The following is a 23,535-nucleotide window of genomic DNA, read 5'->3' on the forward strand; positions in this document are numbered from 1 at the left end:
ATGAGGCTCACTGCAGGCTTAGTGCCACTTTTCGAGTGTCTGCCTCGCGAGCTACTGCTGGGGTCGTTAACGAAAATCGGGCCGCATCCCCAAGGATGCGGCCCGAAATTATGCTGCGTTAGTGCTTAGACACCGAAGTACAGTTCGTACTCGTACGGGTGCGGGCGCTGCGCGAACGGAAGAAGTTCGTTGGTGCGCTTGTAGTCAATCCACGTCTCAATGAGGTCCTTGGTGAAGACATTGCCTTCCATGAGGAACTCGTGGTCGTCTTCGAGAGCAACAAGTGCTTCTTCGAGCGAAGCGGGAACCTGAGGAATCAGGCGAGCTTCCTCGGGAGGCAGCTCGTAAAGGTCCTTGTCAACGGGCTCGTGCGGCTCAATCTTGTTCTTGATGCCGTCGAGTCCAGCCATAAGCTGAGCAGCGAACGCGAGGTAAGGGTTACCCGATGCGTCGGGTGCGCGGAACTCAATGCGCTTTGCCTTGGGGTTCGTTCCCGTGATCGGAATACGGATGGAAGCCGAGCGGTTTCCGGCCGAATACACGAGGTTTACGGGAGCTTCGAATCCGGGGATGAGGCGACGGTACGAGTTGACGGTTGGGTTCGTGAAGGCGAGCACGGCAGGAGCGTGCTTGAGCAGCCCACCGATGTACCAGCGAGCGGTGTCGCTGAGTCCTCCGTAGCCCTTCTCGTCATAGAACAACGGCGTGCCATCGTTCCAGAGCGACTGGTGGGTGTGCATTCCTGACCCGTTGTCGCCGAAGATTGGCTTCGGCATAAACGTTGCCGTCTTGCCCCATTCACTTGCGGTGTTCTTGACGATGTACTTGAACTTCAGGATGTCGTCACCGGCGTGCACCAGAGTGTCGAACTTGTAGTTGATCTCGCCTTGGCCGGCCGTTCCGACCTCGTGGTGGCTGCGCTCAACTTCGAGTCCTACATCGATGAGCTTCATGACGATGTCGTCGCGAATGTCGGCGTGCTGGTCAACGGGGGAGACCGGGAAGTATCCACCCTTCATGGGAGTCTTGTTGGCGAGGTTTCCGCCTACTTCTGTGCGGCCGCTGTTCCATGCGCCTTCGCTGGAGTCGACTTCGTAGAAGCTCTTGTTGGCGCTCACTTCGTAGCGCACGTCATCGAAGATGTAGAACTCTGCTTCTGATGCGAAGAATGCTGTGTCGGCGATTCCGGTCGACGTCAGATATTTCTCGGCCTTCTTGGCAACCTGGCGCGGATCGCGAGGGTAGATCTCGCCGTTGCGGGGGTTGTAGATGTCGAAAATGATGATGAGTGTGCGCTCGACACGGAAGGGGTCGACGTAGGCGGTGGTGACGTCGGGGATCAGTTGAAGGTCCGACTCATGAATCGACTGGAAACCGCGGATCGATGAACCGTCGAAGAGCTGGCCTACGGAGAAGAAATCTTCATCGACGGTGGCTGCGGGGATGTTGAAGTGCTGCTGGATTCCTGGCAGATCGGTAAACCGGATGTCGAGAAACTTTACGTCTGTGTCCTTGATGAATGCAAGAACCTCAGACGAATTGGAAAACTTCGGATGAGACATTGAGTAGAACTCCCAGTGGTTCATTGGCGATCGGCTGTCGTTACAACCACCTTCTAGGGTACAGAAGAAGGGTTTCGCCTGCGTCACCGGATTGTTTCCGGCATGTTACGGTGCCGGGACTGGTTAGGCTGGTGCAGTGCAACAGCCGCAAAACTCTCACGACCAATGGCCAGGAAAATCTATCGGGCTACCCATTGCAGGCCCGCGTTCGATTGCGAGATTTGGCCGTCGACTAGTTGCCTTGACTATCGACTGGGCGTTCGCAGTTGTCGTCTCAATCGCGTTCTTCGACTATGACGCTTTCGCGACCTTGGCAGTATTTGTCACCGCACAGATCGTCTTGCTACTCACAGCGAACGGCAGCTTTGGTCATTTGATCACAGGGCTGCGGGTGGTTCCTGTCGCTGGAGGATACCTCGGCGTGTGGCGTCCGATCGTTCGGACGCTCCTTATGGCGCTCGTCATTCCCGCAGTGATTTGGGATGCGGATCAACGTGGCATGCACGACAGGCTAGCTGGCACGCTGCTGGTCCGACGCTAGACGCGCACAATGGCAGACGTGTTCGCCAGCCACGGCGTCGCGTGGATTATGCCCGCTGTGAACGCTGAGCCCGTGCCTTCATCGGATCGATCCCCTTGGGAATGGGCAGCCCGTTCTTTTCCAGTGAGGTCAGACGGTTTGAGATTGCGAGAATCTCGGGCTTGCGCAGAACGTTCTTGAGACGACCGAGTGCGGGAGCCAGCTTGTGCAGCGCTACTGATTCAGCATCGGGTCCGACATAGATAAAGTGCACGGGAACGTTGGGCAGGAAGCGAACCATCTTTCGACGTTCATCCTCAAGCATCTTCTGTGTACGGCTTCGTGGGCCTTCGCCAATGAGAGCGATTCCGCCCTTTCCGACGGCGCGATAGACGGCATCTTGAGTCTTCGGGCTGATAGCGACGGGCATTTCGCTTGCCGTCCATCCGCGTCGAAGTGAGCTTTTCAACACGGCACCGACGGCACCGGGCTGTCCAGCAATCTGCGAATAAGCGGCACGCTCAGCTCGGCGGCCGAGCACAATCAGGAAGGCGAGAAGCCCGGCCATGACGCCAGCAACGATGTAGAGCACGAAGCCCAAAACGTTGTCACGCGATGTGATGAACGCAAGCGCGAGTCCGACAAGAATGGGGAGCAGGAACGCCAGTAAGAAGAACCATACGGCGAGGTTGTCGTACCGTCGTGTCATCTGGAAGACCTGGTACATCTGTTTGATGCGACCGGGTTCTTTCGGAGCTTTTGGAGCCTTCGGAGTCTTTTCGCTGCGTGCCATGCTTCTAGGATACGGCCTTCTGCGGGATGCTGGATGCCCGATGTGACCGGTGACCGAAATCCTGGTGTCGCACGGGGGGAATGCTGACACTTCACCTCCCGAATTGACCAAGCTTCTCGTTCTCCACCGGTCAGAAAAGGATGAGTTGGTTTGTCGTAACTGCACCAAGAATCGACGAGTGACTGATAACACTGTGGCTGGCTATCGAACCGTCCGAACTCTCGCCGAGAGTGAACGGAGGCGACTACTTCTCGTTCATTCCCTGCACCCGGAACTTGCTCAAGGTTCGTCCACAGCGCGCTCCGGAATGCGATGTATCAAGCAATTCCACGAAGGGGTCAGCGTCGCCCAGATCCTCGCTGAAGTCGTGTGCCATGCGCGGTCCAACGGCGAGCACGTCGTGAGAATCGATGACCTAGCCGCCTCGCTCGATGATGCGCCGCTCCTCATCTTGAACTGGATCGGCTCGGATACCCTGAGACGTTTACTGCGCGAAAGAGGATCGCTCCGCCCTGGCGAAGCGATTACGATAATCGCGCCACTCATTAGCGCTCTCGGACGGGCACACCATGCTGGGGTGGCAATAGGCGATGTGAGCGTAGATTCAGTGGCGTTCGATGAAAATGGTTGTCCGTACTTCACGGAGTTCGGGTTTGCGCAGCTGCGCGCTACCAATCCGACACCAGCCACAATCCAGCTCGATGAGGCCTTCCAGGAGGATCGACGCAGACTAGCGGCCCTCTCACTTGGCGTGCTTGATGCGGTGAACAATAATCGAGAAAAATTGCGCACTGTGCGCGAGTTTGGCGAATGGCTCGGCGACGACAGCAACACCCAGGCACACGATTGGGCTCAAGAAGTTGAGCGGCGGCTATTCAGCATCGGGCCGCCAGAGCCGCTGCGGTTTAGTTCGGAAGTGGTGGGGGCAGGCGAGAGCCCTTCGACGATTTCGCGACCAATCACCGCTGATGGGTCCCGCGGCGGGGATACAGCAGCGGGCGCAGGGGCACCATCCAGCGAAGCGCGGTCGCTACTTGCACTGCCGCCGTGGCTTGATGGCCAACTTGCGGAGACTGCGCGGGAGCTGCGTCGCAGGAGTGTGCAGTTCGTCGGCACGATCGTGACTTGGTGTCGGCCTGTGCGAGCTAGGCAGTGGGCTATTGCCGTTGGTGGATTGGTGTGCGTCGTTGCCGCCGCCTCGATCCTCGCGATTGAGGCTGCCGCGGAAGGTGATGAGACGCTGGCAGCGAGTCCGGTGTTAGCGAAGACAATCGATGACGAAGCGATCCCGACCACGGAAGAGGTCCAGCTCCCGAGACTTCCGCCGGAAGCCGAGCAGGCATTGCCGCTCTTGATCGACGCACGTAACCGTTGCCTGCGCGACCTTTCCGTCGTGTGCCTCGAGGAAGTCAGCCCAGTTGGTACACCGGCGTACGCAGACGACATCGCGCTTATTGACGCGGTGCTTGCCGGGGGAGAACTGCCGTCAGTGATGCTTTTCGATGCGGCTACCGCAGTGGAGACCCAGCGGTTAGGGGATAGCGCGGTTTTCGAGATCGGAGCCGCTGAAACAAGCAAACCGGCCTCGGTCCTTCTGGTGAAGGGCGAGGCCGGTTGGCGTATCAGGAGCTACTCGCTGCCCGATTAATGCGTTGTGAGTTAGATGCCCAGCTTGTCGGCGAAGTCGCCGCCTTCAAGGCGGTTTTTCATGTCGACCAGGAAACGAGCAGCATCAGCACCATCGACAATGCGGTGGTCGTAGCTCAGTGCAAGGTAGACCATCGAACGAATTCCGATTGAGTCGCCGCTCGCATCGCTGATAACAACGGGCTTCTTCGTGACGATCCCGGTGCCCAAAATAGCGGACTGCGGCAGGAAGACGATCGGAGTGTCGAAGAGAGCGCCGCGCGAACCAGTATTGGTCAGCGTAAACGTTCCACCCGAGAGTTCGTCTGGAGTGAGCTTGTTGTCGCGAGTTCGTTGCGCGAGGTCGGCAATCTCTCCGGCGAGTCCCGCGAGGTCAAGAGACGCTGCGTCGCGGATAACCGGTGTGAGAAGGCCACGCTCGGTGTCAACAGCGATGCTGATGTTCTCTTGTGCCGGATACACGATCGAGTTGTCTTCGATTGTCGCGTTGATAATCGGGTTCGACGTGAGCGCTTCGGCAGCGGCAAGGGCAAAGAAGGGCAGGAACGAAAGCTTCGTCCCCGTCTTCTCGAGGAACTTGTCCTTGACAGACGTACGGAAGTTGGCAACGGCAGTGACATCGACCTCAACCACAGACGTGAGCTGCGCAGACGACTGCATTGAGATGACGGCACGTTCAGCGATGACCTTGCGAAGGCGCGACATCGGTACCGTTGTTCCGCGAAGCGGAGAAACCTCGCGTGCGACGGGTGCCGCAGGAGCTGCAGCTTCTGCTTCTGTACTCGATGCCTTTTCGCTGGCATCGAGAACGTCCTGCTTGCGAATTCGACCGCCTACGCCGGTGCCAGTGATGGTGCTCAAGTCGACGCCGCGTTCGTTCGCGAGCTTGCGAACGAGCGGAGTGAGGTACCCAGCCTGCGAGTCATCCGAATCCGAATCGTCTTCGTCATGCTCGGCTGAGTTCGAAGTAGCCTCTGCAGCCGGTGCGGCTGGTGTCTCGGTGGCAGGTGCCTCTTCAACAGGTGCCTCTTCAACCGGTGTCTCGGTGGCAGGTGCCTCTTCAACAGGTGCAGCTTCAGCGGGGGCCGCAGCGTGCTGCGCTTCCGAGGGAGCGGGAGCTTCGGTCGAGGGAGCAACGGCCACCGGTGTGTCTTGTGCCGGTGCGGCAGGAGCGTCCTCTTCGGCTGGTGCTTCGGCTGGAGTTTCTGCAACGGGCTGCGCTTCAGCAGCGGGTGCCGCTTCGGGCTCGGCAGCTGGGGCGGAAGTCTCAGGCTCTGCTTCCGCAGCAGCAGGCTCGGCCTCAGCGGCGGGAGCAGCGTCTGAGCCACCAGATCCGTCGCCGATTCTTACGAGCGCAGTTCCTACTTCTACTGTCTCGTCTTCGGCAACCAAAATCTCTTCGATGACTCCGGCGACGGGAGAAGGAATCTCCGTGTCGACCTTGTCTGTCGAGACTTCGAGTAGAGGCTCGTCGACCTCTACGCTATCGCCGACTTGCTTAAGCCAGCGGGTCACCGTGCCCTCGGTGACACTCTCACCGAGTGCCGGAAGGTTAACGGATTCGCTCATCAGTACTGCTCCTTTGTGATGCTTATGATCAATAGCTTAGTTCCGTGCTTGAAGCGGAGCCTATACCGCGTGAAGCGGCTTGCCCGCCAATGCGAGGAAGGCCTCGCCGAGGGCCTCATTTTGGGTGGGGTGTGCGTGCAACAGCGGGGTGATGTCCTCTGGATGTGCTTCCCAGTTGACGATGAGTTGTGCTTCACCGATTAGTTCGCCGACTCGAGCACCGATCATGTGCACGCCAATGACGGGGCCATCGACAACGCGGACGACCTTGATGGATCCGGTGGTGCCAATGATGGCGCTCTTGCCGTTTCCGCCCAGGTTGTAGTCGTATGCCTTGACATTGTCGGCGCCGTGCAGCTCAACTGCCTTTGCTTCCGTCAGCCCAATGGATGCAACTTCGGGGTCACTGTAGGTGACCTTGGGAATGTTCAGGTCGTCGATAACAATCGGGTTGAGACCGGCAATCTCCTCAACAACAAAGATTCCTTGCTGGAAGCCGCGGTGCGCAAGTTGCAGGCCGGGAACGATGTCGCCAACTGCATAGACGCCAGCAACGTTCGTCGCGAGACGCTCATTGGTCAAGACGAAGCCGCGATCCATCTCGATGCCAACTTCTTCGAATCCGAGACCTGCGGTCGAGGGTCCGCGACCAACAGCGACCAGAAGCAGCTCAGCTTCAACAACTTCGCCATTTTCGAGCGTTACGACGACTCCGTCGTCATTCTGCTCGACGCTCTTAAAGCGCACGCCGGTGTGGAAGTTGATGCCACGACGGCGGAAAGCACGCTCGAACTGCTTGCTTACCGACTCGTCTTCGTTGGGTACGAGGTTAGGGAGCCCCTCGATGATCGTCACATCGGCGCCCCAGCTCTTCCAGACGCTGGAGAACTCGACACCAATGACGCCACCGCCGAGGACGGCGACCTTCTTGGGCACGAAGTCGAGCTCAAGAGCTTGCTCAGAAGTGATTACGCGGCCGCCGATCTCAAGGCCGGGCAGGGAACGCGAATACGAACCGGTGGCGAGAATCACGTTCTTGCCGACGACAGTGTCTTCGCCAACCTGAACGGTGTTCGGCGCAACCAACTTGCCTTCACCCTCGATGACGGAAATTCCACGCATCTTGATGAGACCTTGAAGTCCCTTGAATTTGCTTGCGACGATGTCCTGACGGTACTTCGTAACGCCGGCGATGTCGATACCCTCGAGCGTGGTCTTTACCCCGTACTTAGCGGCTTCCCGAGTGACATCGGCAACCTCTGCGGAGTGCAGAAGGGCCTTAGTCGGGATGCAACCAACGTGAAGACAGGTGCCGCCGAGTTTGTTCTTCTCGATCAGGCCAACGGTCATACCAAGTTCTGCGGCGCGCAGCGCGGCGGCGTAGCCACCGCTTCCTCCGCCAAGTACGACAAGGTCAAAATTGTGCTCAGCCAATACAGCAGCTCCTCTGTAAGGAAAATATTCGCCGGCCCGCAGGTGCGTTCACGCTGCGACCGGATGGTGCGGAAAAATCCCACATGGAAAAACCTTACTACGGACGAGAAAATTCCTCGGCCAGTTCGATGAGTGTTCTTACCCCGATTCCGGTAGCGCCCTTGCCGACGTAGCCCCAACCGCCACCGCGGTTGTCCGACGGCCCAGCGATATCGATATGAGCCCACGGGATCGTCTCAGTACTGTCTGCCTGTTTGCCGACAAAATCTCTCAGGAAGGCTGCGGCGATGAGCATGCCCCCAGCGGTACTGCCAGCCTTGATATTGGCGATGTCGGCAACATCCGAGGCGAGGAGAGGACGCAGCTCTGGACTGATGGGCATGGGCCAGAACGGTTCACCGACTCGATCCGCCACCGCGACGACCCGGTTGACGAGATCCTTCTCGCCCAGGGTCCCCGCGTAGCGGTTTCCCAGGGCAACGACCGCGGCTCCTGTCAGGGTAGCGATGTCAACAATTGCGTCGGGGTGCTCCTCGCTAGCGGCGACAAGCCCGTCTGCCATGACGAGGCGACCTTCAGCATCCGTATTAAGCACTTCGACCGTTTTGCCGCCACGGATGGTCAGAACGTCATTGGGGCGAATGGCCGTACCGGACGGCATGTTTTCGGCGAGGCACAGCCACGCCGTAAGGCGCACGTTCGTGCCCAATTTTGCGCACGCCTCGACCACAGCCATAACGGTGGCGGCGCCGCTCATGTCGAATTTCATTCCGATCATGCCGAGACCCGGCTTGAGCGAAAGCCCGCCGGAGTCGAAGGTGATTCCCTTGCCGACCAAGGCAAGGTGCTTGGCAGCGCCTGTGGGGGAGTAGCTGATTTTAACGAGACGAGGGCCCCTGCTAGATCCCTGACCAACGCCGAGAATGCCGCCGTAGCCGCCTTCTTCGAGTTCCTTTTCTGCCAGAACTTCTACGGTGACGTTATCGAGCGCGGCAAGTTCGCTAGCGCGGTCCGCGAAGGTGGCGGGGTAGAGATCGAGGGGTGCCTGGTTGACGAGATCTCGCGTGACGTGAGTCGCGTTGGCAATAATCGTGGCCCGCTCAAGCAGAGAGGCGTCATCGATTGGGGTCACCACGGTGATCGTCGTGGCCAAGCTCTTCGATGCTTCCGGTTTGGTCGAGCGGTAGACGTCGTAGGAGTAAGCGCCGATTGCCGCACCTTCGAGCACTGCGAGGGTGTCGTCGGCTGCTTCGATGCCGAACGCAAGCGCAATGTGCTCTGCTCCACGCAGCTGGCGGGCGGCCGATCCGGCGGCGTACCGGAGAACCTCGGTGCTGACCGTAGCGTCGCCGATACCGATGAAGGCTACTGCGGGGGCGGCGATGCCAGAGGCGGGAATTCGATAGAGCTCGTCTTGTGCTCCCGTCGCTCCGACAATGCTGAGCGCGTCAGCGAAAGAAGCAAGCTCGGGAGAGTTGTCGATCAATTGCGGCCCGGCCGCAGTTTTCACTACCCCAATAACAAGTACATCGGATTGAGTCAGTGCGGCGGAAACGGTGGACAAATGCAACGTAGCAACGGTCATGCCCTCATGATATCCAGCATCCGCCTGCATGTTCGCTAGCAGCTTGACGTTGTAGGCCGTAATCCTCAGGATGCGGCCGCACACGCGATTAGAGTTGGAGCATGCGAGATCCAGCCGGCTTATATGACATCGCGACAGATGTCGCCGCGGTGCCGCGCGGTCTTCCGCTCGTCGCAGGCCTCACGGGGTTCGCGGATGCTGGTGGGGCAGTGAGCCAGTTCAGCCAGTATCTTCTTGACACCCTCGAGCGAACTGTCGTTGCGTCTTTCGACAACGATTCGCTTCTCGACTACCGCGCTCGACGTCCAACAATCTATTTCGATCAAGACCATTTGAGCGACTATCGGCCAGCCAAGCTTGAACTGTATTTGGCGAAGGATGAGTTGGGTCAACCTTTTTTGCTCCTCACCGGTTACGAGCCTGATTTTCAGTGGGATCGGTTCTCTGGGGCAGTGTTGAGGCTGATCGAGAAGTTCGAAGTCAAATCAACGACCTGGGTTCATGCCATCCCTATGCCCGTCCCTCACACTCGGAGTATCGGCGTGACGGTCAGTGGCAATCGCAGCGAACTCATCGAACAGTTCTCCGTCTGGAAGCCGCACACTCAAGTTCCGGCAAACGCGATGCACCTCATTGAGTTTCGTCTTCAGGAGATTGGGCATTCAACTGCCGGCTTCGTTCTGCTTATCCCTCATTACCTTGCTGACACAGAATGGCCTACGGCCGCTGTCACTGCTTTGGAGAGCGTGAGCGCCGCGACCGGCCTTATCTTTCCTACGGACCGACTCCGTGAAGATGGTCGCGAATTTATTGCCAAGATCGATGGCCAAGTCGAAAGCAATCAAGAGCTTGCGCGACTAGTCGGATCGCTTGAAGAACGGCACGACAATTACATGGAGGAAAACCCCATGCGGTCGCCTCTCACAGATGAGGCCGGCGAGTTGCCGTCGGCCGATGAGATTGCTGCTGAACTGCAAAAGTTCTTAGCGATAAAGCGTGCAGGCGACGACGATAGCGCCTCGGGATTGCCCCTCTAGCTCTGGTGTTGACCACGTGAAAATCGTGGCATACTAGTAGTAAGACCCGTTCTTGTTCTAGAACCGTTTTGCAGTGCGCATAACGTTCAGATACTTGACATGGGTCTTAGTACTGCCCGAAAACCTCGGAAAGGTGTTCACATGGCTACCCGAACTAAAGCTGCGGAGTCCACAACCGCAACGACGAAGGCTCCTGCTAAGGCAGCAGCGCGCACGAAAGCCGCCGACGCGGTAGACGAGACAACCGAAAAGGTGGCGACAACGAAGTCGACAACCGAAACAGCAACAGCGAAGAAGGCGGCCGCCGCTAAGAAGCCGGCCGCAGCGAAGGCGCCTGCTAAGGCGAAAGCGCCGGCGAAGAGCAGAAAAGCCGCGGCAGCGAAGATCGAAATCGACGAAGCCGACGGCGAAGACGAGTCGAAAGACGAAGACCAAGAAGAGAAGTCGAAGAGCAAAGACGAAGCCCTCCCTACTGGCGCTCTCGTGCTCTCGCTCGTCGATGACGAAGACGATGTGCCTGTTTACTCGGCGGCGATCACTGGTGCGACTGCCGACCCTGTCAAGGATTACCTGAAGCAAATCGGTAAAGTCGCACTGCTCAACGCAGCTCAAGAAGTTGAGCTTGCCATGCGAATTGAAGCCGGACTCTTTGCAGAAGACAAGCTTGCAGAAATGGAACCCTCCAAGGTCCGTTCGACTCTCGGCCGTGAGCTGCAGTGGGTAGCCAAAGATGGTCAGCGAGCCAAGAGTCATTTGCTCGGCGCCAACCTCCGACTCGTAGTCTCGCTCGCGAAGCGTTATACGGGTCGTGGCATGCAGTTCCTTGACCTTATTCAAGAGGGCAACCTTGGCCTGATTCGTGCAGTCGAGAAGTTCGACTACACGAAGGGCTTCAAGTTCTCGACCTACGCAACATGGTGGATCCGCCAGGCCATTACTCGCGCGATGGCCGACCAGGCCCGCACGATTCGTATTCCTGTGCACATGGTTGAGGTCATCAACAAGCTCGCTCGGGTTCAGCGTCAAATGCTCCAGGACCTGGGCCGCGAGCCCACTCCTGAAGAGTTGTCGCGTGAACTCGACATGACTCCGGAAAAGGTCGTCGAGGTTCAGAAATACGGCCGAGAGCCTATTTCCCTCCACACGCCTCTTGGTGAAGACGGTGACAGCGAATTCGGTGACCTCATCGAAGACACTGAAGCCGTTGTGCCTGCGGATGCTGTGGGCTTCACGATGTTGCAAAAGCAGCTTGAAAGCCTTCTCGATTCTCTCTCAGAGCGCGAAGCTGGAGTTATCCGCATGCGTTTCGGCCTCGGAGACGGAATGCCGAAAACACTTGACCAGATCGGTGACACGTTCGGCGTAACTCGCGAGCGCATCCGTCAGATCGAGTCCAAGACGATGGCCAAGTTGCGTCACCCGTCACGCTCACAGTCGCTACGCGACTACCTCGAATAGGCCAATAATGACTGCTGGAGCGAACGCGGGAAAGAGTCTCACCGTTGAGGTTGATGGCGTTGTTTTCGAACGACTCCCGATTAAGACTCGGCTTGTGGTTCGTGACGATGACATCGTGCAGGTGGTAACCGAGTACGCAACGGATGTCGTGCGCGATGGCGACCTTCTTTTTGTTACCGAGAAAATCGTGGGGATTACGCAGGGTCGTGCCTACCCAATCGATGAGATCACTCCGCGCAAGCTCGCGACGACACTGTCGAAGTATGTAACGAAGACTTCCCACGGAATTGGTCTTGGCATGCCTGAGACGATGGAAATGGCGCTTCGCGAATGTGGCACGCCCCGAATTCTTTTCGCGGCAGCGGTTGCTGCCGTAACGAAAGCTATCGGTCGGCGCGGTGACTTCTATCGCATCGCCGGGCCGAAGGCTCGTGCCATTGATGGGCCCACGAAGAACACCATCCCTCCGTACGATTCGCATGTTGTGCTTGGCCCAGCGCGTCCAGATGGGGTTGCGAGTGATATCGCATCAGCCCTGGGAGGCAAGGTCCAAGTCCTCATCGTCGACATCAACGACTTCGGTGGAAATATCCTGGGATCGACAACAGACCGTGCCACCAGCGAACTGGTCCGCAAGGTTCTGAAAGATAATCCCCTCGGTCAAGACCATCAGAGCACACCGCTCGGCGTCATCCGCCGCGTCGTATAAAGCTTTCCGCACGACTCGACAACTCGAGGCAGTCCGACGAACGCCCAGCGATCATGTTGGGCGTTTTTCGCGCCCTGTCGCTCCGACGTGAAGGTTGCTAGAAGTCGATGACTTCGCGGAACTTAGGCAGCAGACCGGTCTTGATGCCGGTGAGACTTGGCTTCATCTGAAACACGCCGGTGTTGTAGTTGCCCTCAATGATGGCGGGGCCCGTTGTGGAGATCGCAACATCCCAACCAACGTAGGGGATTTGCGGGATGATCCGTGCCACCGTGTCGAGAGTGTTCAACACCTGGTCAAAGAGTGGCACCTGGAAGCCAACAATTGGCATCCCTGTTTGCGGGTGGTTGATGAATGTGTTCGCGTTCTTGTCGAAGGCGCCATAAGCAGCAATGCCCGTCTTTTCGTCGAGCACTGTATACATTCCGCCGCGATTGTAGTTATCGACTTCTGCGCCGTTTCCCATGCGCAACACGGCCTCAAGTACGTGCACGTCGGTGCCGTCGAAGAACGTGATCATGCGTATTGAGTTGACGCTGGTAGGGCACAGGGCAGACATGCCTGCATGCTGTTCGATAAACGCTTCGACCAAAAACTGTCTGTTTTCCATGAGCTGGCGGTAGAGCGCGTGTGCGTCCGCTAGCTGGCTGCCGGAGTGTTTCTCGATGCCTGCACCGCTCATGCTGTCGACAACTTTGACCATGATGGGATCGTGGACGCTCACGAAGCGAACGAAATCTTCTTCGCTCGCGACTCGCAGATCAAGCCATTCCCGCCCTAACCACTCACTGAATATGGCGTTGAACGTCGGTTTGTCATTGAAGCGTTCACGAAAATCACGTTGGTTGTACTTGACGACGATGGAGTTAGCATTTCCGCTGGTAATCCACGTGCGTCGCTCAGCACGGCTCAGCGTATTGAACTCGAACTCCTCGTAGTCGAGGTATCCCGTCTGGTAGACAAGCGAGCACCACACCATGTCAAGGAGGATGATCAGCACTGGTGTGCGGCTGCGCGAATTGATGGCGCGCGCCACAGCCAGCATGTTCGAGACGTCTAGCGATACGAGACGCGACACATAGTGCCGGATGCGCTTCACAGTTCTCCTACGAAGGTCACACCGACACGGATGCCGGCAACGGGTTAGCTACGTGAGCGTGCTAAACAGTTCGCCCGGCATTGAGACGGCTCGACTCATCGACCCAGTTCAGGGCAGTGGGGAACAGCTTCTCCTTGAACTTGGCTCCGTGATGGGCACAAAAGAGAAGATCGCCACTGGCGAGAGTCGCGCGAACGTATGCCTGCGCGCCACAACTGTCACAGCGATCGAGCGCCGTGAGGGTGTAGTCCATCTCATCGACTGTGGTGTCTTCTGTTGCAATGTTCGACATGGCCTACTCCTTCTTGCTAGCGGTTGTTGATCCGTACGCCTATACAAGCACGAGCGGCTGAAGATTCTTCCTATATCGCAGGCATTTCGCTGTGCGCGTATCAGAATTGGGCGAGGAGAGAGTCCCCGGTGCCGTGGGTGTTGGTGACCGCGGATGTCGTGCGGAGAACGTAGTCTTAACACTGGTCTTCCGTCGTCAAACCCTAGGAGCACATCATGGCGAGCTCTGACTACTCTGCCCGTCACCTTTCAGTTCTTGAGGGGCTTGAAGCGGTTCGCAAGCGTCCCGGAATGTATATCGGTTCTACCGACTCCCGCGGCCTCATGCACTGTCTCTGGGAAGTCATCGACAACTCGGTAGACGAGGCACTCGACGGGCACGGCTCGGAGATCAGCGTGATTTTGCATGCCGATGAGAGTGTTGAAGTGCGCGACAAGGCGCGTGGGATCCCCGTCGACATTGAGCCGAAGACGGGACTTTCCGGCGTCGAGGTCGTTTTTACGAAGCTGCACGCCGGAGGCAAATTCGGTTCAGGGTCGTATGCGGCATCCGGAGGACTTCACGGTGTCGGAGCTTCGGTCGTTAACGCGCTTTCGGAACGGCTTGACGTCGAGGTCGACCGTGACGGCAAGACGTGGGCCATGTCGTTTCATCGCGGAGAGCCAGGAATTTTCTCCGATACTGGTGAACCGACACCTGATGCGCCCTTTAAGCCGTTCGTTTCGGGAAGCGAGTTGCGTGTCGTAGGAAAGGTTCCCAAGGGGCGAACCGGAACACGCGTTCGCTACTGGGCTGACCGTCAAATCTTTACCAAAGGCGCGACATTCCAGTCCGATGGGTTGGTCGATCGCCTGCGGCAGACGGCGTTCCTCGTCCCGAATCTGACACTGAACGTGTCTGATCATCGCGGTGACGAACCCCGTGAGGAAAGCTTCTCGTTCGAGGGGGGAATCTCCGAGTTTGTCGATCACTTGGCCGTTGACCCTCCGATCACGGACACGTGGCGTCTGACCGGCTCTGGCGGATTCACCGAGAGCGTTCCGGTGTTGCAAGAGAATGGCCACATGGTTTCGACAGAAGTCTCGCGTGACTGCGTGGTCGATGTCGCTCTTCGCTGGGGAACCGGCTATGACACGATCGTGAAGAGTTTCGTCAACATCATTGCCACGCCAAAGGGCGGAACGCACCTGACTGGCTTCGAGCAGAGCCTGCTCAAGTTCCTGCGCGCTGAGACAGAAAAGAATGCGCGCCGGTTGAAGCTTGGCAGCGACAAGCTCGACAAGGATGATGTGCTCGCAGGACTGACGGTCGTGCTGACGGTTCGGCTTCCTGAACCACAGTTCGAAGGGCAGACGAAAGAGATCCTGGGTACCCCTGCGGTCCGTGCGATTGTTGCCAAAGTCATTTCGGCGGCTCTTACAGAACGTTTCGCTTCGACGAAACGTGACGACAAAGCAGAGGCGTCACTTGTTCTCGACAAGGTCGTCGCCGAGATGAAGTCACGCATTTCAGCGCGGGCCCATAAGGAAACTCAGCGGCGCAAGAACGCGCTAGAGAGCTCGAGTCTGCCAGCGAAGCTCGTTGACTGCCGGTCAAGTGATGTCGCCAACAGCGAACTCTTCATCGTCGAGGGCGATTCCGCTCTTGGCACCGCAAAGCTGGGCCGAGATAGTGAATACCAGGCGCTACTGCCGATTAGAGGCAAAATTCTCAACGTTCAGAAAGCGTCGATCAGCGACATGCTGTCTAACGCAGAGTGCGCCTCGATTATCCAAGTAATCGGCGCCGGTTCCGGGCGCAGCTTTGATTTGTCGACGGCGCGCTATGGAAAAGTCATCATCATGGCCGACGCTGATGTCGATGGCGCTCATATCCGCACATTGCTGTTGACTCTTTTCTTCCGATACATGCCTGAGATGATTCGCGATGGTCGCGTCTATGCAGCGGTTCCGCCATTGCACCGCGTCGTTGTCATTAACCCCGGGTCCAAACCCAACGAGACGATTTACACCTACTCGGAGAAAGAACTTAATGGAGTTCTTTCCGGCCTCAAGCGCTCAGGCAAGCGCTACCAAGACCCCATTCAGCGCTACAAGGGCCTTGGGGAGATGGACGCTGACCAATTAGCGACCACCACTATGGATCGCAACAATCGAGTTCTGCGTCGCGTCAATATTTCGGATGCTGAACAAGCCGGAACGGTCTTCGAACTGCTCATGGGAAATGAAGTTGCTCCGCGCAAGGAGTTCATCATCCAAGGGCAGGGCCTCGACCGCGACCGCATCGACATCTAGAGGCGCGGTCGCAGCCAGCCTGCTACGGGGTTGCGCCGACAGACCCGATCACGCTCTCGAGCAAGGCGCCTGACGCATCGCGTTTACTCAGCTCTGTCGGGAGTTGGCGAACGGTACCGTCGGGTGCCACAGCGGCCGCAGGAGCGGTTCCGACCCATCCGAGAGTGAGGGTGTCTTCGCCCTTGAGGAGCGAATGCGCGCGCACGCCGCCGGTGCCTCGCCCCTTAGCGGGGAACTGGTCAAAGGCGCTTACCTTAATTCGTCCAGGGTCAGTTCCCGCAATGGTGGCGCTCGACCCTGAAACGGTGACCGCAACCGTTTCAGGATTCACGCTGATGGCATCGAAGAAGATTACGCTGGCTCCCGCATCGACACGGATTCCGGCCATTCCTCCTGCGGTTACGCCTTGAGGTCGCACTGCCGACGCAGCAAAGTGAAGCAGCTGCGTTTGCGAGGTGATGAACGTCAGCTCATCATCGTCGTTGCTGTGCGCTGCGCCAACAAGCTCATCGCCAGCTTTCAACGCGATGACCTCGAAATCCGGCTTTGAGGGCCAGGAACCTGGGATTACCCGCTTGACGGTGCCGAGTCGGGTGCCCAGAGCGATTGGCTGTTCGCTCTCGAGCGAAACAAGGGCTAACACCGTTTCCTTTGCCTCGATCGCTAAGTACTCATTGATCTTCGCACCAGCGCCCAGCTGCACGGAACTCGAAGGGACGCTCGGGAGATCCATCGCTGTGAAGCGAATCAGTCGGCCCCGATTAGTGATGGCGCCGATCTCAGTGCGACTTGTCGTTGTTACGCGGGACCGGATCGCGTCGTGCTTGGAGCGACGAGGGGCCGCGAGCACGGTCTCGCCCTCGGCAATCCCCACACGGATAACGTGCCCTGTTGTCGATAGCAACACGACGCAGGGATCATCCGCGATTTCTAACACGGGCAAGTTTTTGCGGGCGGCAGAGCGTGACGTCGTAGCGATGGAGGCCGGGGCTTCCGTGAGTAACGTGCGGCGTGGTGTGCCGAACTTATCCGCGACATCTTCGAGCTCATCGGAGACGAGGGCGCGAATCAGGTTTTCGTCGGCCAGCAGAGCTTCTAGCCTCGCAATCTCAGCGCGCAACTTGTCTGCCTCGGCCTCAAGTTCGATCCGGCTGAATTTGGTGAGACGACGAAGCCGCAGCTCAAGGATGTATTCCGCCTGCAATTCGCTCAGGTCAAATACCTCACGCAACCGAGTTCGCGCTTGATCGCTGTCGTCGCTCCGGCGAATAACCTGGATAACCTCATCGATGTCGACGATGGCAACGAGAAGCCCCTCAACGAGATGCAAGCGCTCACGGTGTTTAGTGAGACGGAATGTACTGCGGCGAGTGACCACGTTAAGGCGGTGCTTGAGGAAGACCTCGAGCAGAGGTTTGAGGCCGAGCGTCTGAGGGCGGCCGTCAACAAGGGTCACCGCATTGATGCTGAAGTTATCTTCAAGGGGAGTAAGACGGTACAGCTGCTCGAGCACCGCATCCGGGCTGAAGCCTGTCTTGATCCCGATGACGAGTCGGAGACCGTGGTTGCGGTCGGTGAGGTCGGTGACGTCTGAAATGCCGACGATCTTCTTGGCATTAACACCGTCTTTGATCTTCTCAATTACGCGCTCTGGACCCACAAGATAGGGCAGTTCGGTGACGACCAAGCCCATTTTTCGTGCGGTGATCGACTCCACCGTCACCTTTGCGCGGGTCTTGAACGCGCCGCGGCCGTTTGTGTAGGCATCTTTGACCCCGGCAAGGCCGATGATCTTGCCGCCGGTCGGAAGGTCTGGGCCGGGTACAAACTGCATAAGTTCTTCGACAGTGGCGTTCGGGTTCGACAGTAGATGCCGGGCAGCCCCGACGACCTCGATGAGATTGTGAGGCGCCATATTGGTTGCCATTCCCACGGCGATTCCACTGGCACCATTGACGAGCAGATTGGGGAACGCGGCAGGCAGCACCTCTGGCTGGGTTGTGGAGTTGTCGTAGTTCGGGACAAAATCGACAACGTCTTCGTCGAGATTGTCCGTCATGGCAATTGCTGATGCTTGCAGGCGGGCCTCGGTGTACCGGGGGGCTGCCGGGCCGTCGTCGAGCGAGCCAAAGTTGCCGTGGCCGTCGATCAGCGGCACCCGCAAAATGAAGCTCTGAGTCAGGCGAACCATGGCGTCATAGATTGATGCGTCGCCGTGGGGGTGCAGTTTTCCCATGACGTCGCCGACGACGCGGGATGACTTGACGTGCCCCTTTTCGGGTCGAAGACCCATTTCGCTCATCTGATAGAGGATGCGGCGTTGTACGGGCTTCAGGCCGTCGCGTGCGTCAGGAAGGGCACGCGAATAAATCACGGAGTACGCATACTCCAAGAACGAGCCCTGCATCTCGGTCGTGACATCGATGTCCTCGATGCGTTCGCCGGCGGGGGAGTCTGGGGAGGGTTTAGTGGGAGTAGCCATAGGATTGCTCTAATGTTACCGGCGCTCAACCCAGACTCAGCGAACCTCACCGATGTGTTGTCAAGTTCCCTTCACGCAATCGCAGGCGAGGAGAATCGACTGAGCTTGCCGCCCGCCCGACATGCCGTTGTGCTCCTGGTTGACGGATTGGGCGCACACAGCCTCAAAGCTCGCCTTGGTCACGCCAGAACGCTTGCGGCAGCATTCTCGAAGCGGTCAGTGATCCAATCTGGGTTTCCTACGACAACAGCGTCAGCGATTGCCAGCTTGGCGACTGGGGTCCGGGCCGGCCAGCACGGGCTGGTGAGCTATAGCGCTCTCGACACCGCCAATGATCGCGTGATCAATCAGCTCTCCGGATGGGACGCGCGCCTTGACCCTGCGACGTGGCAGCGCGTGCCGACGCTTTTCGAGCGTGCGAGTGAACAGGGATTCACGGCCGTGGCCGTCGGGGCATCGCGCTATCGAGACTCCGGTTTTACGCGGGCGGTCTTGCGAGGAGCGCGCTATGTCGCTGCGGGGTCGCTAGCGGAGCGGCTGCGTGTGGCTGTCGCTGTTGGTGAAACCAGTGCAGCCGCATCCATCACTTACGTCTACGCGCCGGAGCTTGACATGGCAGGCCATGCCCACGGTTGGCAATCGCCGCAATGGACGCATGCCCTTGAGTCCTTGGATGCCGCACTGGCCGGAGTCGTTGGTCGTCTGGCAGCTGACCAAGGAGTGCTTATTACTGCCGACCACGGCATGGTCGATGTGCCACCCAGCGCCCATGTACTTTTCGACACAGCACCAGAGCTCTTGCTTGGTGTTCGGCACTTCGCGGGCGAGCCTCGCTGCCTCCACCTCCACCTGGAGCCGACTCTCACTGCGGACCAGAGAGCGGATGTGCTCGAGCGCTGGCAAGAGGCCGAAGGTCACCGCTCTTGGGTTGTGAGCCGAGACGATGCGATTGCGGCTGACTGGTTCGGCGCCGTTGATGCCGCAGTCGCGCCGCGAATTGGGGACATCGTCGTAGCTGCTCGTAAAGCGATTGCGTACTACGACTCTCGCATTCCGAATGATCATGGCCGACTAATGGTCGGCCAGCACGGTTCGTGGTCGGATGACGAGTTGCGAGTCCCGCTTCTGCGGTTCGGAGCGTTCGCCGACTAGAGAGGGTGGTCGTTCGCAAAATGTTGAGAATGCCTTGTGCGGCAAAGATGCAGCAAACTCACAGAATTTAGCGCGCGCTAGGCAGGGTCGTCGTCAGGCTTTGTGCCAAAGACGATGTCGTCCCAGCTGGGCATCGCGACCCTCCGCCGTCTCGATTTTGCTGGGGGCTGAGGTTCCGAGGCTTGGGGCGGTGCCGGCGCGTCGTGGCGCTCGTGAGCAGTGGGCGGATCAAGGAGCCGCATCGACGGCTCTGAGCTTGGCGGCCCAACAGCATCGTCTTCTTCACTGTCGAAGTTGGCAGGTTCCCGCTCGCCTCGCCGGCGACGTAACGCGTCTAAGAGGTCTGCGGTTTGGTTGCCAACGCCAGCGTCAGCGCTCCGGTCACGCATCACGGGAAGCTCGGCTGGTCGGACCTGGGCGGGCTCGTCGTCAAGGTCGTTGACGTCAAAAGCTCCGCTATCAAAGCGAGCAGCGTCAACCGTGTGGTCAGCGGGAGCCACGGCGCGAAGCCGGGGAATAAGAGCGCCAGCGGCTTCTCCCTGTTGCGAGAGAGTTTTGGCTTCATTGTTGAGCGGAACGAGGGACTGGCGTTTCGGGTCGAATTGCCAGCGAGCATCGTGGTCGATGGTGTTCGCGGCGAACGCTAGCTTGACGACCCAGCCGGTCTCGGGGTCTTTCCAGCTGGCCCAACGCTCGTCTGTCGCGTGCAATTCGAGCAGTCGTTCTTGGATCGCTGAGCCGAAGGTGCGAGACGACGTTAGCGAATCGGTTTCCCCTGCGACATGCACGGGAACGGCATGCGCAGATTCAATAACGAACGCGCGCTCCGCCATGACGGGGCCCTCGAAACGCAGAATATATTCGAGATCAGCACCCGTGACATCTGCGACATCCTGAGCCGACATGCCCGCACGGATGTGAGCTTGAACTTCGCGGGGAGCTAACTTGGCGCCGCCCCCTGCTTGGCTGCGGCTTTGGCGCAGGCGTGACTGCAAGACGCTGTCTACCGCGAGGCGGTACTGCGTTCCGTCGGTGCCTGAAACAATCAGTGCACCGTCTTGTACTTCGAGTACTCGAAGGTCTTCCATAGTGAACTTCTCCAGCCCTGACGATTCCGCTTTAGGATCGCACGGAGTTGCCCCAAAACGCGGGAATAACACGCCTCGGTTCGGAGTTATCACAGGCGCTGCACAGTGATGCAGATTCGGCGGTTTGCAATTCGGCTCGCTTTCATGGAGACTGTGCCCGCCGATTCCGGTGATTCAACGCAAAACAGAAGTGGATGGGCATGGCCACCGACTACGACGCACCTCGTAAGACCGACGACGACTCCGAGTCGATCGAGGCTCTTAAAGAGCGTGTTCCTGACAAGATGTCGGGCTCGGTTGATGTCGACGATTCAGACAACCCGGCGAACTTTGAACTCGCTGGGGCAGACCTTTCTGATCTCGACCTCGATGTGGTTGTTCTGCCTCCTCAGGCCGACGAATTCACTTGCGTGAGCTGCTTCCTTGTGAAGCACCGCTCGCAGGTAGACCACAACACCAAGCTCGGCGCTATTTGCCTGGAGTGCGCAGCTTAGACTGCGCGATCGCTTCAGCTAACAACTCGGGAGTGCGGCTCGACAACAACCAATATGGTGTCGGGTCGCTCTCATCGACGAGCTCCAGTTTTGCTACGGGCGAAACCCAGCCGCGAATCATGAGCCAGGCACGAGCATCAAGCCGTTGTCCGCGCTCAAGTGTGGCTTGCGCCCCCTGGAATGTGGATACCGTGCCGATGATCGAAATCGGCAACGTGGCCTTCCCTGCTCGCAGTTCCTGCTCGTCGACCTCGATTGTCGGCGCTGAGAACATGAGAAACAGCACGATGGCGCCATACAGCACCGCAGCGGTGACGTACCCGGCGATGATGTTAATGGGCATGAAGACCAAAATGCTTGCGGGAATGATGAGAGCGGTGCTGATGTACAGCCATGCGGTTGGCCATAAACGTTCACGGTAGATAGTCACTCCTCCATTACACACTGCTTTTGGCGAGCACGTTTCGGGCTGTGCGCTCTTCTGCACTAGCCTCGACTGGTGATCGACAACGTAGAGGTGCTCATTTCTGGCGGGCAGGAGCCCGCATACTCGCATCCTGGTGACGCGGGTGCCGATTTGTATGCGGCCGACAGCTACACGCTGGCGCCGGGGCAACGCGACACTGTCTCCACAGGGGTCTCCATTGCGTTGCCAGACGGGTACGTCGCTTTCGTGGTCCCGCGCAGCGGTTTGGCCGCGCGCCACGGCATCACTGTCGTCAACAGCCCGGGCACCGTTGATGCTGGCTATCGCGGCGAGATCCGGGTTACATTGCTCAACACCGACACGGTGTCCACTTTTGAGATCGTGCCGGGGGATAGAATCGCGCAATTGATCGTTATGCCGGTTTCCCGCGCTCGTTTTATTCCGGTTTCGACACTTCCCGGCAGTCATCGCGGTGAGTCTGGCTTCGGCTCGACAGGAATCCGCGCAGATTCAACCCAACAAGGAGCTACTTCGTGAGCGACACCACCGATTCTCTTGAACCTCAAGATCAGCCCAAGTCTGCACCCGAAAACCGTGCGAGCGAGGGCCCTCTCGACGAGAGCGAAGCGAATGCGGTTCGACCGTATGTTGATCTCGGTGGAGTGAAGATCCTGCCCCGCCAAGAATTACACCTTCGACTGGAGATTGAGGAAGCAAGCAAGCGCGTCGTCGCCGTTGGCCTCGACTACGCAGGGTCGACGCTGCAGATTCAGCCCTTTGCCGCACCTCGTTCGAGTGGGCTCTGGCATGAGATTCGCCAGCAGATTATCGATCAGGTGCACGCTCAAGGAGGCACAACGAAGGTCGCCGATGGCACCTTTGGGCCTGAAGTCTTTGCTGAGATACCTGTCGCCGGCGGAAAGCCGGACGAAAAACGTATTGCCCGCTTCGTTGGTGTAGATGGTCCGCGCTGGTTCTTGCGCGGCGTAATCGCGGGCGAAGCGCTTACTAGTGCCGAAGCCGCGACCAAGATCGACGACCTGTTCCGCTCCATCGTGGTAGTTCGCGGAAATACGCCCATGCCGCCGCGCGACCTTATTCCGCTTCACGTGCCGGCAACGGGCGAAAAGGAATCTTAGGCGTGAGCTCAGGAGACGCCCCATCGGGCTCGGCAAGCGATGACGCGACGCCGGTAGATCCCGCGGTTCGGGAGGCTCTGGCGTCAGCCGCTCGTCGCTCGGCAGTGGGACACGTTGCGCCGGGGGAAGCCCCGACCGCTTCGGCGCTCTTGGCTGCGATGGGTGGCATCCGGGGGCTCATCGAGTCGATTCTCCCCGGGCTGAGCTTCTTGGTTCTTTACACCGTGACTCAGCAGCTCGCTGTGTCGGTTCTTGTGCCGGTGGCCGTAGCTGTTGTTTTTGTCGTTGTGAGGCTGATCTCTCGTACGCCCATTTCATCCGCACTCGTTGGGGTGCTTGGCGTCGGACTTTCTGCGGGGTTGGCTCTCATCACTGGCCGGCCGGAAGACAACTTTCTGCCGGGCTTCGTTATCAACACTGTTTTTCTCGTCGCGATCGTCGTGAGCTTGCTCATGCGCCGACCGCTCGTCGGGGCTATCGCTTCGTTGTTGGTTCCGACCGCCGCTGATTGGCGTCGTGACAAAGCCAAATTTAGAGTCGCGCTCATCGCCACGTTCATGTGGGCGGGCTTATTCGCGGTTCGCTTGGCAGTCGAGCTTCCGCTGTACTTTGCTGAGGCCACGCAGGCTCTCGCGACGATGAAGTTACTTCTTGGCGTTCCTCTGTACGCCGCAGTGCTGTGGGTTACGTGGTTGTTGATGCGCGCAGCCTATGGTCGCCCGACATCCGAGTAGTTCGCTGACTTCGTCGTGGC

Annotated in this window: 21 protein-coding genes; 11 read left to right on the top strand and 10 right to left on the bottom strand. The window is 58.5% G+C overall.

The window, feature by feature from the left end:
* Window positions 1-125: 125 nt before the first annotated feature.
* Window positions 126-1,562, bottom strand: coding sequence for a type I glutamate--ammonia ligase (gene glnA / locus FFT87_RS08885; RefSeq protein ID WP_219948391.1), 1,437 nt, complete (start codon window positions 1,560-1,562; stop codon window positions 126-128).
* 136 nt (window positions 1,563-1,698) lie between these two features.
* Between glnA and FFT87_RS08890 the strand changes: the two genes are divergently transcribed.
* The gene (locus FFT87_RS08890; protein WP_219948392.1) at window positions 1,699-2,103 is read left to right on the top strand and encodes an RDD family protein; all 405 of its coding nucleotides are present in this window, start codon (window positions 1,699-1,701) and stop codon (window positions 2,101-2,103) included.
* Window positions 2,104-2,149: 46 nt separating this feature from the next.
* Here FFT87_RS08890 and FFT87_RS08895 read toward each other — a convergent pair whose 3' ends face one another.
* Window positions 2,150-2,875, bottom strand: a complete 726-nt coding sequence (locus FFT87_RS08895; protein ID WP_219948393.1) for a DUF4191 domain-containing protein — start codon at window positions 2,873-2,875, stop codon at window positions 2,150-2,152.
* A 178-nt stretch (window positions 2,876-3,053) separates the two neighbouring features.
* On the opposite strand from FFT87_RS08895, the gene FFT87_RS08900 reads away from it, so the two are divergent.
* Complete coding sequence (locus FFT87_RS08900; RefSeq protein WP_219948394.1) at window positions 3,054-4,523, top strand: hypothetical protein; 1,470 nt, start codon at window positions 3,054-3,056, stop codon at window positions 4,521-4,523.
* Between the two features lie 11 nt (window positions 4,524-4,534).
* On the opposite strand, the gene sucB is transcribed toward FFT87_RS08900, so the two are convergent.
* The 3 genes from sucB to FFT87_RS08915 form a co-directional block, all read right to left on the bottom strand.
* A complete protein-coding gene (sucB, locus tag FFT87_RS08905; protein ID WP_219948395.1) occupies window positions 4,535-6,091 on the bottom strand; it encodes a 2-oxoglutarate dehydrogenase, E2 component, dihydrolipoamide succinyltransferase in 1,557 nt (518 codons plus the stop codon).
* A 60-nt stretch (window positions 6,092-6,151) separates the two neighbouring features.
* Window positions 6,152-7,525 carry a dihydrolipoyl dehydrogenase gene (lpdA, locus tag FFT87_RS08910; RefSeq protein WP_219948396.1) on the bottom strand — a complete coding sequence of 458 codons (1,374 nt, stop codon included), beginning with the start codon at window positions 7,523-7,525 and terminating at the stop codon, window positions 6,152-6,154.
* 97 nt (window positions 7,526-7,622) lie between these two features.
* Entirely contained in the window at window positions 7,623-9,110 is a 1,488-nt protein-coding gene (locus tag FFT87_RS08915) for a leucyl aminopeptidase (RefSeq protein WP_219950773.1), read from the bottom strand.
* A gap of 101 nt (window positions 9,111-9,211) precedes the next feature.
* On the opposite strand from FFT87_RS08915, the gene FFT87_RS08920 reads away from it, so the two are divergent.
* The 3 genes from FFT87_RS08920 (at window position 9,212) to FFT87_RS08930 (ending at window position 12,314) form a co-directional block, all read left to right on the top strand.
* Window positions 9,212-10,147, top strand: coding sequence for a proteasome assembly chaperone family protein (locus FFT87_RS08920; RefSeq protein ID WP_219948397.1), 936 nt, complete (start codon window positions 9,212-9,214; stop codon window positions 10,145-10,147).
* A 99-nt stretch (window positions 10,148-10,246) separates the two neighbouring features.
* Entirely contained in the window at window positions 10,247-11,605 is a 1,359-nt protein-coding gene (locus FFT87_RS08925) for an RNA polymerase sigma factor (protein ID WP_370628547.1), read from the top strand.
* A 7-nt stretch (window positions 11,606-11,612) separates the two neighbouring features.
* Entirely contained in the window at window positions 11,613-12,314 is a 702-nt protein-coding gene (locus tag FFT87_RS08930) for a coenzyme F420-0:L-glutamate ligase (protein WP_219948399.1), read from the top strand.
* Window positions 12,315-12,411: 97 nt separating this feature from the next.
* Here the strand turns inward: FFT87_RS08930 and FFT87_RS08935 are convergent, their stop codons facing one another.
* Together FFT87_RS08935 and FFT87_RS08940 are read right to left on the bottom strand one after the other, a co-directional pair.
* Complete coding sequence (locus FFT87_RS08935) at window positions 12,412-13,413, bottom strand: sugar-transfer associated ATP-grasp domain-containing protein (protein WP_219948400.1); 1,002 nt, start codon at window positions 13,411-13,413, stop codon at window positions 12,412-12,414.
* 61 nt (window positions 13,414-13,474) lie between these two features.
* Window positions 13,475-13,705, bottom strand: a complete 231-nt coding sequence (locus tag FFT87_RS08940; protein ID WP_219948401.1) for a hypothetical protein — start codon at window positions 13,703-13,705, stop codon at window positions 13,475-13,477.
* 215 nt (window positions 13,706-13,920) lie between these two features.
* Between FFT87_RS08940 and FFT87_RS08945 the strand changes: the two genes are divergently transcribed.
* Window positions 13,921-15,999: a type IIA DNA topoisomerase subunit B gene (locus FFT87_RS08945; protein ID WP_219948402.1), complete on the top strand. Its 2,079-nt coding sequence runs from the start codon at window positions 13,921-13,923 to the stop codon at window positions 15,997-15,999.
* A 22-nt stretch (window positions 16,000-16,021) separates the two neighbouring features.
* On the opposite strand, the gene FFT87_RS08950 is transcribed toward FFT87_RS08945, so the two are convergent.
* Window positions 16,022-18,481 (bottom strand): DNA topoisomerase (ATP-hydrolyzing) subunit A, encoded by a 2,460-nt coding sequence (locus FFT87_RS08950; RefSeq protein WP_219948403.1) that lies wholly within the window; start codon window positions 18,479-18,481, stop codon window positions 16,022-16,024.
* 12 nt (window positions 18,482-18,493) lie between these two features.
* Here FFT87_RS08950 and FFT87_RS08955 point away from each other — a divergent pair, with 12 nt between their 5' ends.
* Complete coding sequence (locus tag FFT87_RS08955; RefSeq protein WP_219948404.1) at window positions 18,494-19,633, top strand: alkaline phosphatase family protein; 1,140 nt, start codon at window positions 18,494-18,496, stop codon at window positions 19,631-19,633.
* Between the two features lie 77 nt (window positions 19,634-19,710).
* Here FFT87_RS08955 and sepH read toward each other — a convergent pair whose 3' ends face one another.
* Window positions 19,711-20,721, bottom strand: coding sequence for a septation protein SepH (sepH, locus tag FFT87_RS08960; RefSeq protein WP_219948405.1), 1,011 nt, complete (start codon window positions 20,719-20,721; stop codon window positions 19,711-19,713).
* Window positions 20,722-20,921: 200 nt separating this feature from the next.
* Here sepH and FFT87_RS08965 point away from each other — a divergent pair, with 200 nt between their 5' ends.
* Window positions 20,922-21,215 (top strand): DUF4193 domain-containing protein, encoded by a 294-nt coding sequence (locus FFT87_RS08965; protein WP_081503495.1) that lies wholly within the window; start codon window positions 20,922-20,924, stop codon window positions 21,213-21,215.
* On the opposite strand, the gene FFT87_RS08970 is transcribed toward FFT87_RS08965, so the two are convergent.
* Window positions 21,190-21,645 carry a DUF3093 domain-containing protein gene (locus FFT87_RS08970; RefSeq protein ID WP_255558978.1) on the bottom strand — a complete coding sequence of 152 codons (456 nt, stop codon included), beginning with the start codon at window positions 21,643-21,645 and terminating at the stop codon, window positions 21,190-21,192. The genes FFT87_RS08965 and FFT87_RS08970 overlap by 26 nt on opposite strands.
* A gap of 69 nt (window positions 21,646-21,714) precedes the next feature.
* Between FFT87_RS08970 and dut the strand changes: the two genes are divergently transcribed.
* The 3 genes from dut to FFT87_RS08985 are packed head-to-tail and all read left to right on the top strand — an operon-like array spanning window position 21,715 to window position 23,515.
* Window positions 21,715-22,179 (top strand): dUTP diphosphatase, encoded by a 465-nt coding sequence (dut, locus tag FFT87_RS08975; protein ID WP_219948407.1) that lies wholly within the window; start codon window positions 21,715-21,717, stop codon window positions 22,177-22,179.
* Window positions 22,176-22,781 carry a DUF3710 domain-containing protein gene (locus FFT87_RS08980; RefSeq protein ID WP_219948408.1) on the top strand — a complete coding sequence of 202 codons (606 nt, stop codon included), beginning with the start codon at window positions 22,176-22,178 and terminating at the stop codon, window positions 22,779-22,781. The genes dut and FFT87_RS08980 overlap by 4 nt, the downstream gene beginning before the upstream one ends.
* A gap of 2 nt (window positions 22,782-22,783) precedes the next feature.
* Entirely contained in the window at window positions 22,784-23,515 is a 732-nt protein-coding gene (locus FFT87_RS08985; RefSeq protein WP_219948409.1) for a DUF3159 domain-containing protein, read from the top strand.
* Window positions 23,516-23,535 lie beyond the last annotated feature (20 nt).

The sequence above is a fragment of the Salinibacterium sp. M195 genome, assembly GCF_019443965.1.
In the GTDB taxonomy this organism is placed as follows: Bacteria; Actinomycetota; Actinomycetes; order Actinomycetales; family Microbacteriaceae; genus Rhodoglobus.

Coding starts and splice junctions, on each gene's coding strand:
- sepH (WP_219948405.1), bottom strand. CDS start 20,721: ATGGAAGACCTTCGAGTACTCGAAGTACAAGACGGTGCACTGATTGTT.
- FFT87_RS08945 (WP_219948402.1), top strand. CDS start 13,921: ATGGCGAGCTCTGACTACTCTGCCCGTCACCTTTCAGTTCTTGAGGGG.
- FFT87_RS08925 (WP_370628547.1), top strand. CDS start 10,247: ATGGGTCTTAGTACTGCCCGAAAACCTCGGAAAGGTGTTCACATGGCT.
- FFT87_RS08950 (WP_219948403.1), bottom strand. CDS start 18,481: ATGGCTACTCCCACTAAACCCTCCCCAGACTCCCCCGCCGGCGAACGC.
- FFT87_RS08930 (WP_219948399.1), top strand. CDS start 11,613: ATGACTGCTGGAGCGAACGCGGGAAAGAGTCTCACCGTTGAGGTTGAT.
- FFT87_RS08940 (WP_219948401.1), bottom strand. CDS start 13,705: ATGTCGAACATTGCAACAGAAGACACCACAGTCGATGAGATGGACTAC.
- glnA (WP_219948391.1), bottom strand. CDS start 1,562: ATGTCTCATCCGAAGTTTTCCAATTCGTCTGAGGTTCTTGCATTCATC.
- FFT87_RS08920 (WP_219948397.1), top strand. CDS start 9,212: ATGCGAGATCCAGCCGGCTTATATGACATCGCGACAGATGTCGCCGCG.
- sucB (WP_219948395.1), bottom strand. CDS start 6,091: ATGAGCGAATCCGTTAACCTTCCGGCACTCGGTGAGAGTGTCACCGAG.
- FFT87_RS08965 (WP_081503495.1), top strand. CDS start 20,922: ATGGCCACCGACTACGACGCACCTCGTAAGACCGACGACGACTCCGAG.
- FFT87_RS08895 (WP_219948393.1), bottom strand. CDS start 2,875: ATGGCACGCAGCGAAAAGACTCCGAAGGCTCCAAAAGCTCCGAAAGAA.
- FFT87_RS08955 (WP_219948404.1), top strand. CDS start 18,494: ATGTTACCGGCGCTCAACCCAGACTCAGCGAACCTCACCGATGTGTTG.
- FFT87_RS08915 (WP_219950773.1), bottom strand. CDS start 9,110: ATGACCGTTGCTACGTTGCATTTGTCCACCGTTTCCGCCGCACTGACT.